This window comes from Methylobacterium sp. PvR107 (assembly GCF_017833295.1).
GTDB lineage: Bacteria > Pseudomonadota > Alphaproteobacteria > Rhizobiales > Beijerinckiaceae > Methylobacterium.
In genome coordinates this window covers 6,312,850-6,325,640 of record NZ_JAFIBW010000001.1, presented here as the reverse complement: position 1 = coordinate 6,325,640, position 12,791 = coordinate 6,312,850, and the positions used below count along the sequence as shown (strand labels likewise).

Sequence of the window (12,791 nt, the reverse complement as noted above, 5' to 3'; positions counted from 1 at the left end):
ATCAACCCGCCGCGACACCGGTCACTCATCCTGATTGTCGCTGACATCTCATCCAGATCGCCGCGCTACAATGGCGGATATAGCTTTGCCTGCGTCGTTGCCACGTCGAGCAACCCAAGCCGGATCAGCTCGCGATGTACCGGCACCGAGCGGGCTGATGAGACCGTCTTCAGGTTCTGATCGGCACCCTCGTTCGTGATGTCGAGGTACCAGATCCCGCCATCTCCCTGACGGATATCCCCAATCTTGAGCTGCGCGATCTCGGTGCGTCGCGCGCCGCTGAACAGGGCAATCAGGGGGAACCAGTAGGCCGCTTCACCCTTACCACAGAGGGCGCTCGCCTCGCTCAAAGACAGGGGAGGCGAACAGGCGCTGCAGCTCGGCGGCGCTGAAGGGCTCGTAGGGATCGCGTTCGGCCGGGGCGACATCGAAGCCCACGTGAAACGGGTTCACCCAAGCGGGCAGCGCCTCGAAAGGGCCATCGCGTTCGGCCCGGGCGAGCACGCCGCTTAGGAGGGCCAGGGTCTTGTTGACCGTTTGCGCATTGCGCCGGGGGTACTTGCCGAGGTCCTCTTGCAGCAGCAATGGCAGCGGCAGCCGCCCGAGGCGAGCTGGAAGCGCCTTTGGCAACCGCACAAGCGCATCCCGGAAAGCACGTGCGTGAGTCTTGGTGACAGCGGTGATCGGCAGGTCGCCGTGGAGTTCGACGAAGCGCCGCGCGGCCCGTTCGGCTTCAGCAATGGAGGACGGCTGAGGTTTCCTTGCCCCTGCGCTGCCAGCTTCCGCCCACAGCCTCAGGGCCGTGGTCAACACCATGCCGGTCGGCTCGCTGACTCGCTCCGGTGCAGGCACCTCGTCGCCATCAAGCCGCGCCCTGATGCCGGCGAGGGCACTGCGTTGGGCCTTGACGAAGGCGAGGTCGAGTTGCCGCCAAGCCGGATCGTCCGGGTGCAGGACAAATCCGCGGGCTTCGACGGCACGGTTGACGAACGAACTGGTGGACTCGCCGGGCCGCATCTGTGCGGCCTGCTGCCGGGTGTAACGATCCAGCTCTGCGACAAGCGTCCGGTAGGCACCCAGGTCATCGCCGGTCATGCCGAACCCATCGTGGGCTCCTTGACCGTCTTCGCGCGTCATATCGAGTCCAATCCCCTTCGCCCGGATCGCCTCGTCGACGCCGAGCAGGTGGATCTCATGGTCGCGGGCTATCGCAGCGATCTGATCAGGGCTGATGCTGGCCTCCGGTCCATCGCGGAGGAAGCGTCGGGCCAGATCGACGAGACCATGCACCTCGGCAATGTGCGGGAGGACGCGCCGGTCGGCAGTGCGGCCGTCATTGGTCTGGAGGGAGCGGACAAGCTCGGTCTTGAAGCGGCCAGCGCGCGCATTGACCAGAGGGGCCAACGCGTCCGAGCAAAAATGCGGGACGGGCTTGCCCGCAAGATCGTCGGGCAGAGGATAGCGAAACTCGTAACGGCCGGCGCGGCGCTGGACGAACTCCATGCGGCCCATCGTACCTGGTCCCGTAGCACGCGAGTGTAGCACGCGCCGAGGGGCAAGCACCTGAAAACCAACAGTTTCTGAGATCACAACGCGTTAAGCGGTGAGTGGCGCGCCCGAAAGGATTCGAACCTCTGACCCCCAGATTCGTAGGCTGGTGGTCTCGATCTCCTAGCGAAACACCAGGATCTGGGAACATGTGAGATCAGTTGCGACCCCTGGCGAGCCGTGACGGCTTTTCCGTATATTTTCCGTACGCAGTCTCGCAACTTCAACAACAACCAAGCTAAGTGCTTGATTTTGTTGGCGCGCCCTACGGGAATCGAACCCGTGTTTTCGCCGTGAAAGGGCGACGTCCTGGACCGCTAGACGAAGGGCGCACTGGTTGGGCCGGCGTTCTATAGTCGGAGCAGACGCGGCCGGCAACCGCTCATGCACGGCAGAAACCAGGTTTGACCGCGAGCCGGGTTGCGGCGATGGAGGACCATGCCCCAGCCCACCCCTCGCATGACCCTCGTCCTCGGTGGGGCCCGGTCCGGCAAGAGCGCCTACGCGGAGGGGCTGATCGAAGCCTGCCCCGGCCCGTGGCTGTATCTCGCCACCGCGCAGGCCTTCGACGACGAGATGGTCGCGCGCATCGCCCAGCACCGCGCCCGGCGCGTCGGGGCGTGGCGCACCCGCGACGTGCCGGTCGCCCTGCCGGAAGCGGTCGCCGCGTCCGACGGGCCGGTCCTCGTCGATTGCCTCACGCTCTGGCTCACCAACCTGATCCTGGCGGAGGCCGACATAGCCGACGCGACGGAGCGGCTGCTCGCCGCCTGCGCCGCTGCGCGGGGTCCGCTGGTGCTGGTCGGCAACGAGGTCGGGCTCGGAATCGTGCCCGACAACGCCCTCGCCCGGCGCTTCCGCGACGCGGCCGGCCGCCTCCATCAGACGCTCGCCGCCCGCGCCGACCGGGTCGTGCTCACCGTGGCCGGCCTGCCGCTGGTCGTGAAGCCGCAAGCCCCCCTCGAAGGAGTCCCCGCATGAGCGACGATGCCGCGCGCCACCGCGAGAAGATGGAGAAGCGCAAGGCCGTTCAGGATGCCGAGGTGGCGGGCAAGACCCTCGAGAAGGGCCTGCTCCTCGTCCATACCGGCCCCGGCAAGGGCAAGAGCACGGCGGCTCTGGGGCTGATGCTGCGGGCGCTCGGCCGCGGCTGGCGGGTCGGCATGGTGCAGTTCATCAAGGGCGGCTGGGACACCGGCGAGCGCCACGCCGTGGCGGCCTTCGGCGACCGGGTCGCGTGGCACACCCTCGGGGAGGGGTTCACCTGGGAGACCCAGGATAAGGCGCGGGACATCGCCGCCTGCCGCCATGCCTGGGCCGTCGCCGAAGGCCTGATGGCCGATCCCGCGATCCGCCTGCTCGTCCTCGACGAGCTGAACATCGCGCTGCGCTACGACTATCTCGACCTCGACGCGGTGCTGGCCGCGCTGACGCGCCGCCGGCCGGACCTGCACGTGGTCGTCACCGGCCGCAACGCCAAGCCGGCCCTGATCGAGGCCGCCGACCTCGTCACCGAGATGGGCAGCGTCAAGCACCATTTCGCCGCCGGCGTGAAGGCGCAGGAAGGGATCGAGTTCTGAGCCCGTTGCGGAAAAAGGCCCTGATGATCCAGGGCACCGGCTCCGATGTCGGCAAGTCGCTGATCGTGGCGGGGCTGGCGCGCGCCTTCACGGAGCGGGGCCTGAGGGTCCGGCCGTTCAAGCCGCAGAACATGTCGAACAACGCCGCCGTCACCGCCGACGGTGGCGAGATCGGCCGGGCGCAGGCGCTCCAGGCCCGGGCCGCCCGGGTGGCGCCCTCCGTGCACATGAACCCGGTCCTGCTGAAGCCGCAGAGCGAGGTCGGCTCCCAGGTGGTGGTGCAGGGCCGGATGGTCGCGACCGTGAAGGCGCGCGACTACCAGGCCTGGAAGCCCCGGCTAATGTCCGCCGTCCTGGACAGTTTCTCACGCCTCGCGGAAGACGCCGATCTCGTCCTCGTCGAGGGCGCGGGCTCGGCCTCCGAGGTGAACCTGCGCGCGGGCGACATCGCCAATATGGGCTTCGCCCGGGCCACCGACACGCCGGTGGTGCTGGTCGGCGACATCGACCGGGGCGGGGTGATCGCGAGCCTCGTCGGCACGAAGGCCGTGATCGATCCCGAGGACGCCGCGCTGATCGCCGGCTTCCTCGTCAACCGCTTCCGCGGCGATCCGAGCCTGTTCGCCGACGGCATGCGGCTGATCTCCGAGAGGACCGGCTGGGCGGCGCTCGGCCTTGTGCCCCACTTCCCCGACGCCGCACGCCTGCCGGCCGAGGACGTCCTGGGGCTCGCGGGCTCGGAATCGCGCCGGCCCGGTTCCGTCACGGTGGCGGTGCCGGTGCTGCCGCGCATCGCCAATTTCGACGATCTCGATCCGCTTCGGGCCGAGCCCGGCGTGTCGGTGGTGCTGGTCCATCCGGGGACGGCGATCCCCGCGGAGGCTGCCCTGGTGCTGCTGCCGGGCTCGAAGACCACCATCGACGACCTCGACCGGTTCCGTGCCGAGGGCTGGGACATCGACCTGCGCGCCCATGTTCGGCGGGGCGGCCGGGTGCTCGGCCTGTGCGGCGGCTATCAAATGCTCGGGCGCACGCTCGCCGATCCGCTCGGGATCGAGGGCGCGCCGCGGACGGTGCCGGGCCTGGGGCTCCTCGACGTCGAGACCGTGATGACCCCGGCCAAGCGCCTCGCCGCGGTCACCGGCACGAGCCTGCCCGATGCCGTGCCGTTCTCGGGCTATGAGATGCATATCGGCATGACCGCGGGTCCCGACGCGGCCCGCCCCTTGCTGCGCTTCGCCGACGGGCGCCTGGACGGGGCGGTCTCGGCGGACGGGCGCGTGGCCGGAACCTATGTCCACGGCCTGTTCGCCGACGACGCCCAGCGGGCGGCCTGGCTCGCGCGCCTCGGGACGGCCTCGGACGGCGCCGGCTACGAGGCCGGCGTCGAGGCGGCGCTCGACGGCCTCGCGCGACACATCGCGGCCCATGTCGACTGCGACCGCCTGCTGGCGCTTGCCCGGTAGACGCGGCCTGAGCCAGGGATAACTCTGTGTAATGCCGGTCCCGCCCCGAAGGGCCGCACGCGCCCGGAGGAACGCCCCATGCCGCCCACGCCATCCCCCGTCGGGGAAGATCTCGCCGCGAGCACCGTGCGCACCGTGACGCTGCGGCTGATGCCGCTGCTCGGCCTGCTCTACCTGATCGCCTATATCGACCGGCAGAACGTCTCCTACGCCAAGCTGGAGATGGTCGGCAGCCTCGGCCTCAGCGAGACCGCCTACGGGCTCGGGGCCTCGCTGTTCTTCATCGGCTACTTCCTGTTCGAGGTGCCGGCCAACGTGTTCCTCGAACGGGTCGGTGCGCGGATCTGGTTCGCACGGATCATGATCACCTGGGGGATCGTCACGGTGCTCCTCGGCTTCACCCAGGGCACAACGATGTTCTACGTGCTGCGCTTCCTGCTCGGGGTCGCGGAAGCCGGGTTCTTCCCCGGCGTGCTGTTCGCCCTGACCCTGTGGTTCCCGCAAGGACACCGGGCCCGCATGATCGGCTGGTTCATGATCGCCAGCGCGATCGCCAACGCGATCGGCGCGGCGATCGGCGGCGCGCTGCTCGGTCTCGACGGGCTCCTCGGCCTCCAGGGCTGGCAATGGGTGTTCCTGGCCACCGGCGCGCCGGCGATCCTCATGGCCGCGGTGGTGCTGGTGGTGCTGCCCGACGGGCCCGAGACCGCGCCCTGGCTGTCGCAGACCCAGCGCGACTGGCTCGCCCGGACGCTCCGGGCCGAGCGCGAGGATGGCGGCCATGTCGACCACGGCAACCCGTTCGCGGCGCTCCTCGACCGGCGCGTGCTGATGCTCGCCGGGGTCTACGTCTCGCTGCCGCTGGCCGCCTACGGCCTCGGCTACTGGCTGCCGACCGTGGTCAAGGGCTTCGGCGTCTCGAACCTGACCAACGGCTTCCTCAACATCATTCCCTGGATGGCCACGGCCTTCGCCCTGTGGTGGGTCCCGCGTCACGCCGCCCGCACCGGCGCGGAGGGCAACGCGCTGACCTGGCACGTGGTCGGGCCGGCTCTGGTCGGGGCGGCCGGGCTCGCGCTCAGCGTCGTCCTGCCGGGCAACGCGGTGAAGTTCGCCTGCCTGTGCGTGGCGGCCGCCGGGACCTTCGCGGCCCAGCCGGTCTTCTGGTCGATGCCCGGGACCTTCCTGCGCGGCGCCTCGGCGGCCGCCGGGATCGCGGCGATCAACTCGGTGGGCAACCTCGGCGGCTTCGTCGCGCAGAACGCCGTACCGTTCATCCGCGACCAGACGCAGAGCAATCTCGTGCCGATGCTGTTCCTGTCGGCCTGCCTGGCCGTGGGCGCCGGCCTGATGTTCGTGGTGCTCTCGGCCCTGCGCCGGGATGCGGCGCGGCGGGCAGTTCCGACGGGGGCGCGGCCCGCCTGAACACGGGACGGGTTCGTGCGTTATCCCTCCTCACGCCGGAACACGCGGCACGATCATGCGGACCCGCGACGCTGCGGGACTCTGCCGAGGAGGGCACCGCGATGAGCCAGGGATTCCCGCTACTGATTCTCGCCCTCGGCACGCTCGGTGGCGTGTGGTTTCTGGCCGCTGCGGCGCGCAAGCAGGTCGCCGACGCGAAGGGCAGCCCGGAACGCTCCAGCCTGATCCACCATCACGGCGATGCTCCGCGCCCGAACATGCCGGGCACCGAGCACTGAGCGCGCGTCAGCCGGCGGCGATCCGCCGGCAATGGTCGAGGGCGGCGCCGATCAGGTTGTCGCTGGCCTCGGGCGTGCGGAACGCCGAATGCGCCGACAGCGTGACGTTGGGCAGGGCCGCCAGCGGGTGATCGGCCGGCAGCGGCTCGACCGTGAACACGTCGAGCCCGGCCCGCGCGACATGGCCGCTGCGCAGGGCCTCGACCAGGGCGGCCTCGTCGAGCAATGCCCCGCGGGCGGTGTTGATCAGCATCGCGCCGGGCTTCATCGCGGCGATCCGCGCGGCCGACAGGAAGCCGCGGGTCGCGTCGGTCAGCAGCAGGTGGAGCGAGACCACGTCGCTCTCGGCGAGCAGGTGCTCGAGCGCGACGAACGCGACATCCGGATGCGTCCGCTCGGTGCGGTTCCAGGCGAGCACGCGCATGCCGATGCCGCGGCAGAGCCGCGCCATCTCGGCGGCGATCCCGCCGAACCCGACGAGGCCGACGGTCTTGCCGGTGAGCTGGATGCCCTCCGTGCGCAGCCAGGATCCGGCGCGCATCGCCCGGTCCATCTCGGGCAGGCCCCGGGCGGCGGCCCACATCAGCGCGAAGGCGCATTCGGCGACCGCGGTGTCGCCGTAGCCCTTGATGGTGTGGACCGCGATGCCGCGCTCGGCCGCGAGCGCCTCCGGGTCCATGTAGCTGCGCGCGCCGGTGCCGAGGAACACCACGTGCTTGAGGCCTGCGCAGGCCCGGGCCACGTCGCCGGGGAGGGCGGTGTGGTCGATCACCGCGATCTCAGCCCCGTCCAGGATCGGGGGCAGGTCCTGCGGGGTGATGCCGGGATCCGCGTGGATCGCGAAGGGCGGATCGTCCGGCCGCAGCAGCCGCCGGGCCACCGCCGCCAGGGTCTCGCTGGCATCCACGAATACAGCGCGCATCGGCGTCTCCCTCATCCAGCCCCGTCCGGCCACGATGCGTCCGGTGCGCGGGCCGTGCCAAGGCCCGATTGAACGGTGCGCCGTGTTTGCGAGCGCCGCGAAGCAAGCCAGGGCTGGGGGCCCTCCGTCTGCGTGGCGCGGCCGGGTTGCTTCGCGGCGCTCGCGAAGACGGCTCAGCCCGTGAGCGACAGGCAGAGAACGAGGAGCGTCAGGACGAGCCCCCCCTGGAGCCAGCAGGCCGTCCGGTAGAGCGCCAGCGCCCCGGCGATGTCGTCGGCCGTGGCCTCGGCCCGGCCGTCGCCCATATGGGCGTCGGGGACGAGGGTGCCGTCGTAGATCCGGGGCCCCGCGAGGCGCAGGCCCAGCGCCCCGGCCATGGCGGCTTCCGGCCAGCCGGCATTGGGCGAGCGGTGATGGCGCGCATCGCGCATCATCGCCCGGAGCGCGCCCCGGGCGTCGGCGCCGCGCAGGGCCGCCGCCCCGGCGATCAGCAGGCCGGCGAGCCGCGAGGCCGGCAGGTTCACGCCGTCGTCGAGCCGGGCCGCAGCCCAGCCGAAGGCGGCGTAGCGCGGGCTGCGGTGGCCGATCATGCTGTCGGCGGTGTTGATCGCCTTGTAGAGGGCGCCCCCGGGCAGGCCGAGGCAGCCGATCCAGACGGACGGCGCCACGATCCCGTCGGAAAAGTTCTCCGCGAGGCTCTCGATGGCGGCGCGGCAGACGGCCGGCGCGTCGAGGCGCTCGGGGTCGCGTCCGACGATCATCGCCACGGACCGGCGCCCGGCCTCCAGGCCGCCGGTCCGCAGGGCCTGCTCCACGGCGGCGACGTGCTGGTGCAGGCTGCGCTGCGCCGGCAGGCTCGCGCAGATCAGGCCGAGGAGGAGCACGGCGGGGAGGTGGCCCGCGAGTCCCGCCAGGGCCGCGACGGCGAGGGCGGGCAGGCCCACCGCGGCGAGCAGCAGCGCCAGCGCGACGCAGCCGGCGATCCGACGGCGCCGGTCGGAGCCGCGGTTGAGGCCGCGCTCCAGGGCGGCGATCAGCCGGCCGATCCAGGTGACAGGGTGACCGACGGCCCTGTAGAGCGCGTCCGGATAGCCGGCCGCCGCCTCGATCCCGAGGGCGACGGCGAGGACGGCGAGCGTGTCGGCAAACGTACCGGGCAGATGGACCATTCGGTGTGGAGCGTTCCCGCGCGTGAGGTCGCCCCGATCGCGCATGGCGGCGATCTCGGCGGCCTGCGAATGGCCTATCCCGATGCGCCGGAGCCCTGGCTCGACCTCTCGACGGGGATCAACCCGGTCCCGTATCGTGTCCCGCCGGTGGAGGCCAGCGCCTGGGCCCGGCTGCCCGGGGCCGCGGAGGTCCGGGCGCTCCGGGAGGCGGCCGCCGCGGCCTACGGCGCGCCGGATGCCGACCACGTCGTGCCCGCCCCTGGTACCCAGATCCTGATCGAGACCCTGCCCCGGCTCCTGGCGCCGGGCCGCGTCGCGGTGCTCGGGCCGACCTATGCCGAGCACGCCGCCGCCTGGGCGCGGGCCGGCCACGCGGTGGACGAGGTTTCGACCGTCGCGGGGCTCGGTGACGCCCGGGTGGCGGTGATCGTCGATCCCAACAACCCGGACGGGCGGACCCATTCGCTGGCGGAGCGCCGGGCGCTCGCCGAAGCGCTCGGCGCGCGCGGCGGCCTTCTGGTCGCCGACGAGGCCTTCGCGGATCTGGAGCCGGTGGCGAGTCTGTGCCCCCACGTCTCCGCACCGGACTTGGCGCCGGGCCTCGTGGTGCTGCGCTCCTTCGGCAAGAGCTACGGGCTCGCCGGCCTGCGCCTCGGCTTCGCGATCGCCGATCCCGCCACGGCGGACCGGATCGCCGCGGCGCTGGGCCCCTGGGCGGTGTCGGGTCCCGCCCTGGCGATCGGGCGCGCGGCGCTGTCGGATGCGGAGTGGCGGGCGTCGGCCGCCCGGGACCGAGCGGCCGACGCGGCCCGCCTCGACCGGATGATCGCCCGGGGCGGCGGCCGGATCGTCGGCGGCACCAGCCTGTTCCGGACCGCCGACTTCCCCGACGGGCCGGACCTCTACCGGCGGCTCGCGGCGTCCGGGATCGCGGTGCGGCGCTTCGCCGAGCGCCCGGAGCGCCTCCGGTTCGGCCTGCCGGCCGGGAAGGCGGCCTGGTGCCGGCTGTCGCGGGTGCTCAGGTAGATTGCACGCCCGGCGGGTGTGGATCGCGGGCCGCCACGATCACGGCGAGCGCCGAGAAGACGAGGCCGACCGCGCAGACCCCCGCCCAGCCGAACAGCAGGAAAGCCTGCGAGCCGGCATAGGCGCCGAGTGCCCCGAACACGAACAGGGTGGTGAACAGCACGGTGTTGATGCGCCCCCGCGCGCCGGGGACCAGCGCGTAGGCCCGGGTCTGGTTGGCGATGAGCGCCCCGTTCATGCCGATATCGATGAGCAGCACGCCGAGCGCGACCGCGATCAGCGACCACGTGCCCCCGGCCCAGAGCACCAGGAAGGACAGGGCGACCAGCAGGCTGCCGCCGAGCACGACGGGCTTCGCCCCCCGCCGGTCGGTGAAGCGGCCCGAGATCGGCGCCACGAAGGCACCGCAGACGCCGATCACCCCGAACAGCCCCGCCCCGGCGGCGGACAGCCCGAAGGGCGGCCCCTCGACCAGCAGCGCGAGGGTCGCCCAGAAGGCGTTGAATCCGGCGAACAGCAGCGCCTGCGACAGGCTCGCGGTGCGCAGCACCGGCTGGGTGCGGGCCAGGTGGAGGATCGACAGCATCAGGGCGCGGTAGCGCAGCGGGTGCGTCTGCACCGTGCGGGGCAGGGTGGCCCGCGCGATACCCGCCATGGCGAGCGCCAGCACGGACGCGACCAGGAAGACCGGCCGCCAGCCGAGATGCGCCCCCAGGAAGCCGCTCGCCGTGCGGGCGAGCAGGATGCCGGTGAGGAGCCCGGTCATGACCTGGCCGACGATCCGCCCGCGGGTCGCATCCGGCGCGAGCTCGGCCGCGAACGGCACCGCCTGCTGGGCCGCGCAGGCCAGCACGCCGACCACCAGATGGGCGAGCGCGAGGCTCGGGAGGTTCGGGGCGAGGCCCACCGCCAGCAGCGCCACGGCGAGGCCGAGGCATTGCCCGACGATCAGGGCGCGGCGCGGCAGGGCGTCGCCGAGCGGCACGAGCCCGACGATGCCGAGCCCGTACCCGACCAGGGCCGTGGTCGGCACCCACAGGGCGGCGCGGTCGCCGAACTCGGCAACGATCAGCCCGAGCAGCGGCTGGTTGTAGTAGATGTTGGCGACGGCGCCGCCGGCGATCAGCGTCAGGCCGAGCCGGGCCTTCGCGTCGAGGAACGTTGTCACGGCTGGATCGGGAACAGGCAGGCGCGCCGCCGCGGGAAGGCCATGGTCGGGTCCGTGTCCGGGAGAAACTAGCAGGGAGAATGGGGCAGGGCGCGAGCGATACGGGCAGAGCGCGCCGCCCGGCAAGCCGCGGCAGCGCATTCCTGCCGGCACGCTCCATCACGCCGCAGACCCTTCACCCGCTCCGACACCGCACCATATGCGAACGATGCGGCTGAGGCCGTCCGCACGCGAGCGGCCGCCGCAGGTCACGTCCGAGGCGTCGAGCCGATCCAGGTTCCGCATCGGATGACGAGCGAAAGGGCGGTTTCGTTCCGTGCGGACGGATCCGGGACCGCCGCAGCAGGGAGTACGGAATGCCGAACTACCGCGTCGACTTCGCCAAGGAGATCCTCGGCGTGCCGTTCACGATCGGCTCGGTCGAGATCGCACGGGCGCGCGATCCCGAGCGCGCCCGCCGCGCCGCCGAGCTCCGCTTCGCCCGCCAGCACGGCGTCGGCGATTGGCGGGAACGGGCCGACCTCGCCACCGTGGCCGAGCGGCTCTGAGCCGCAGCCCGTCACGGGACCTTCATACCGGCCCGACAGGATGCGGACTCCCACCGTCCGGGACGCTCAAGCTCTGGTCGTGGACGGCGCGCCGCCGTAGACTGTCGTCCAGGATCGGGGCGCTGATCCGGCCTCCCCACGGAGGGCCGGCGGTTCACGCACCCGGTTCCGCACGCCTCCGATCGACGAGCCGGCGTCGCGGGGCCGGAGGCGCTCTAGGTCCGAACCGACGGGGGTCAGTGCAAGGGTCATGGCGGCGATCTCCTTCTTCGGCGACCTGCTTCAGACCATCAGCGAGCGCGGCCGCGACCTGATCGGCATCGGGCGCGGCGACATCGCGTCCCGGGCGAGCGCCGGCGACCTCGTCAAGCTGTGCGAGGATCTGATCTCCCGGCGCGGCGAGGCCTCCGGGGTGGCGCTGGCCCGCCTGATCCTCGACCGCTACGCCAGTTTCGGCCAGGCCGAGCGCCACGCATTCCTGCGTGCCATCGCGCTCGATTTCGACGCGGACCACGCCGCCGTCGACGCGGCGATCGCCGCCTACCGGGCCGCCCCGTCGCGCGCGCGGCTCGGCAGCCTGCACGAGGCCGCCGAGCCGCGCAGCCAGGAGCTGATCCGCCGCCTCAACCTCGCCCGCGGCGGCACGCTCAGCCTCGTGCGGATGCGCGAGGACCTGTTCGATCTGCGCCGGGCGCTGCGCGCCGGCGACGAGGCCGACCCGGCCCTGATGGATGCGGTCGACAGCCTCGATTGCGACTTCGAGCACCTGTTCGCCTCGTGGTTCAACCGCGGCTTCCTAGTGCTGCGCCACATCGACTGGACCACGCCGGCGCATATCCTGGAGAAGATCATCCGCTACGAGGCGGTCCACGCCATCGCGGACTGGGACGACCTGCGCGCCCGGATCGAGCCGCCGGACCGGCGCTGCTTCGCGTTCTTCCACCCGGCTCTGGCCGACGAGCCGCTGATCTTCGTGGAGGTGGCGCTCACCGGAGAGATCGCCCCGGCAATCGCCCCGATCCTGTCGCAGGCGCGCAAGCCCCTGCAGCCGCAGGCGGCCAACACGGCGGTGTTCTACTCGATCTCGAACTGCCAGAAGGGGCTCGCCGGCGTCACCTTCGGCAACTTCCTGATCAAGCAGGTGGTCGAGGATCTCACCCGCGAGATCCCCACGCTCAAGACCTTCGTGACGCTGTCGCCGGTCCCGGGCTTCGCCGCGTGGCTGGCGCGGGAGCGCCGCGCCGACAGTCCGCAGGGCCTGCTGCCGGAAGATGTCGAGACCCTGCGGGCGCTGGACGATCCGGACTGGCCCGCCGACAAGGCCCGGGCCGAGACGGTGCGCCGGGCGCTGATCCCGGCGGCGGCGGCCTATTTCCTGCGCGCCAAGAACGAGCGCGGGCGCCCCCTCGACCCGGTGGCCCGGTTCCATCTCGGCAACGGCGCGCGCCTCGACCGGATCAACTTCCTGGGCGACACCTCCAGGAAGGGCCTCGCGCAGTCCCACGGCCTGATGGTCAACTACCTCTACGACCTCGCCGCCATCGAGCGGAACCACGAGACCTACGCCAATCTCGGCACCGTGGTCGCGGCGCCTGCGGTGACCCGGGAGCTGCGCGCCAAGCTGCCGCCGCCGCGGGCCGTGGTGCTCGCCGAGGCCTGAC

13 protein-coding genes and 1 tRNA gene are annotated in these 12,791 nt (G+C 71.9%); 8 read left to right on the top strand and 6 right to left on the bottom strand.

Features of this window, described 5'->3' with window-relative positions; genetic code table 11:
- Window positions 1-65: 65 nt before the first annotated feature.
- From JOE48_RS29890 to JOE48_RS29880, 3 genes are all read right to left on the bottom strand, one after another.
- On the bottom strand, window positions 66-350 hold the full coding sequence (locus tag JOE48_RS29890) for a hypothetical protein (RefSeq protein ID WP_210035451.1): 285 nt from the start codon (window positions 348-350) through the stop codon (window positions 66-68).
- Entirely contained in the window at window positions 322-1,503 is a 1,182-nt protein-coding gene (locus JOE48_RS29885) for a DUF6538 domain-containing protein (RefSeq protein WP_210035449.1), read from the bottom strand. Before JOE48_RS29885 ends, JOE48_RS29890 begins: the two co-directional genes overlap by 29 nt.
- A gap of 301 nt (window positions 1,504-1,804) precedes the next feature.
- Window positions 1,805-1,880 (bottom strand) — tRNA-Glu (locus tag JOE48_RS29880).
- A gap of 106 nt (window positions 1,881-1,986) precedes the next feature.
- Between JOE48_RS29880 and cobU the strand changes: the two genes are divergently transcribed.
- From cobU to JOE48_RS29855, 5 genes are all read left to right on the top strand, one after another.
- Window positions 1,987-2,529: a bifunctional adenosylcobinamide kinase/adenosylcobinamide-phosphate guanylyltransferase gene (cobU, locus tag JOE48_RS29875; RefSeq protein WP_210035447.1), complete on the top strand. Its 543-nt coding sequence runs from the start codon at window positions 1,987-1,989 to the stop codon at window positions 2,527-2,529.
- Window positions 2,526-3,128 (top strand): cob(I)yrinic acid a,c-diamide adenosyltransferase, encoded by a 603-nt coding sequence (cobO, locus tag JOE48_RS29870; RefSeq protein WP_210035445.1) that lies wholly within the window; start codon window positions 2,526-2,528, stop codon window positions 3,126-3,128. Before cobU ends, cobO begins: the two co-directional genes overlap by 4 nt.
- Window positions 3,129-3,151: 23 nt before the next feature.
- Window positions 3,152-4,594, top strand: a complete 1,443-nt coding sequence (locus tag JOE48_RS29865) for a cobyric acid synthase (RefSeq protein WP_210035444.1) — start codon at window positions 3,152-3,154, stop codon at window positions 4,592-4,594.
- 78 nt (window positions 4,595-4,672) lie between these two features.
- Entirely contained in the window at window positions 4,673-6,019 is a 1,347-nt protein-coding gene (locus tag JOE48_RS29860; protein WP_210035443.1) for an MFS transporter, read from the top strand.
- 101 nt (window positions 6,020-6,120) lie between these two features.
- Window positions 6,121-6,297 carry a hypothetical protein gene (locus JOE48_RS29855; RefSeq protein ID WP_210035442.1) on the top strand — a complete coding sequence of 59 codons (177 nt, stop codon included), beginning with the start codon at window positions 6,121-6,123 and terminating at the stop codon, window positions 6,295-6,297.
- 7 nt (window positions 6,298-6,304) lie between these two features.
- On the opposite strand, the gene JOE48_RS29850 is transcribed toward JOE48_RS29855, so the two are convergent.
- The gene (locus JOE48_RS29850; RefSeq protein ID WP_210035441.1) at window positions 6,305-7,219 is read right to left on the bottom strand and encodes an NAD(P)-dependent oxidoreductase; all 915 of its coding nucleotides are present in this window, start codon (window positions 7,217-7,219) and stop codon (window positions 6,305-6,307) included.
- A gap of 173 nt (window positions 7,220-7,392) precedes the next feature.
- A complete protein-coding gene (cbiB, locus tag JOE48_RS29845; protein ID WP_210035440.1) occupies window positions 7,393-8,388 on the bottom strand; it encodes an adenosylcobinamide-phosphate synthase CbiB in 996 nt (331 codons plus the stop codon).
- On the opposite strand from cbiB, the gene cobD reads away from it, so the two are divergent.
- The gene (gene cobD, locus JOE48_RS29840) at window positions 8,380-9,414 is read left to right on the top strand and encodes a threonine-phosphate decarboxylase CobD (protein ID WP_210035439.1); all 1,035 of its coding nucleotides are present in this window, start codon (window positions 8,380-8,382) and stop codon (window positions 9,412-9,414) included. The two genes, cbiB and cobD, sit on opposite strands and share 9 nt — an antisense overlap.
- On the opposite strand, the gene JOE48_RS29835 is transcribed toward cobD, so the two are convergent.
- Window positions 9,407-10,582, bottom strand: coding sequence for an MFS transporter (locus JOE48_RS29835; protein WP_210035437.1), 1,176 nt, complete (start codon window positions 10,580-10,582; stop codon window positions 9,407-9,409). The two genes, cobD and JOE48_RS29835, sit on opposite strands and share 8 nt — an antisense overlap.
- 356 nt (window positions 10,583-10,938) lie before the next feature.
- On the opposite strand from JOE48_RS29835, the gene JOE48_RS29830 reads away from it, so the two are divergent.
- Complete coding sequence (locus tag JOE48_RS29830; protein WP_210035435.1) at window positions 10,939-11,130, top strand: hypothetical protein; 192 nt, start codon at window positions 10,939-10,941, stop codon at window positions 11,128-11,130.
- 250 nt (window positions 11,131-11,380) lie between these two features.
- Window positions 11,381-12,790 carry a malonyl-CoA decarboxylase gene (locus JOE48_RS29825; protein ID WP_210035433.1) on the top strand — a complete coding sequence of 470 codons (1,410 nt, stop codon included), beginning with the start codon at window positions 11,381-11,383 and terminating at the stop codon, window positions 12,788-12,790.
- Window position 12,791: the final 1 nt, after the last annotated feature.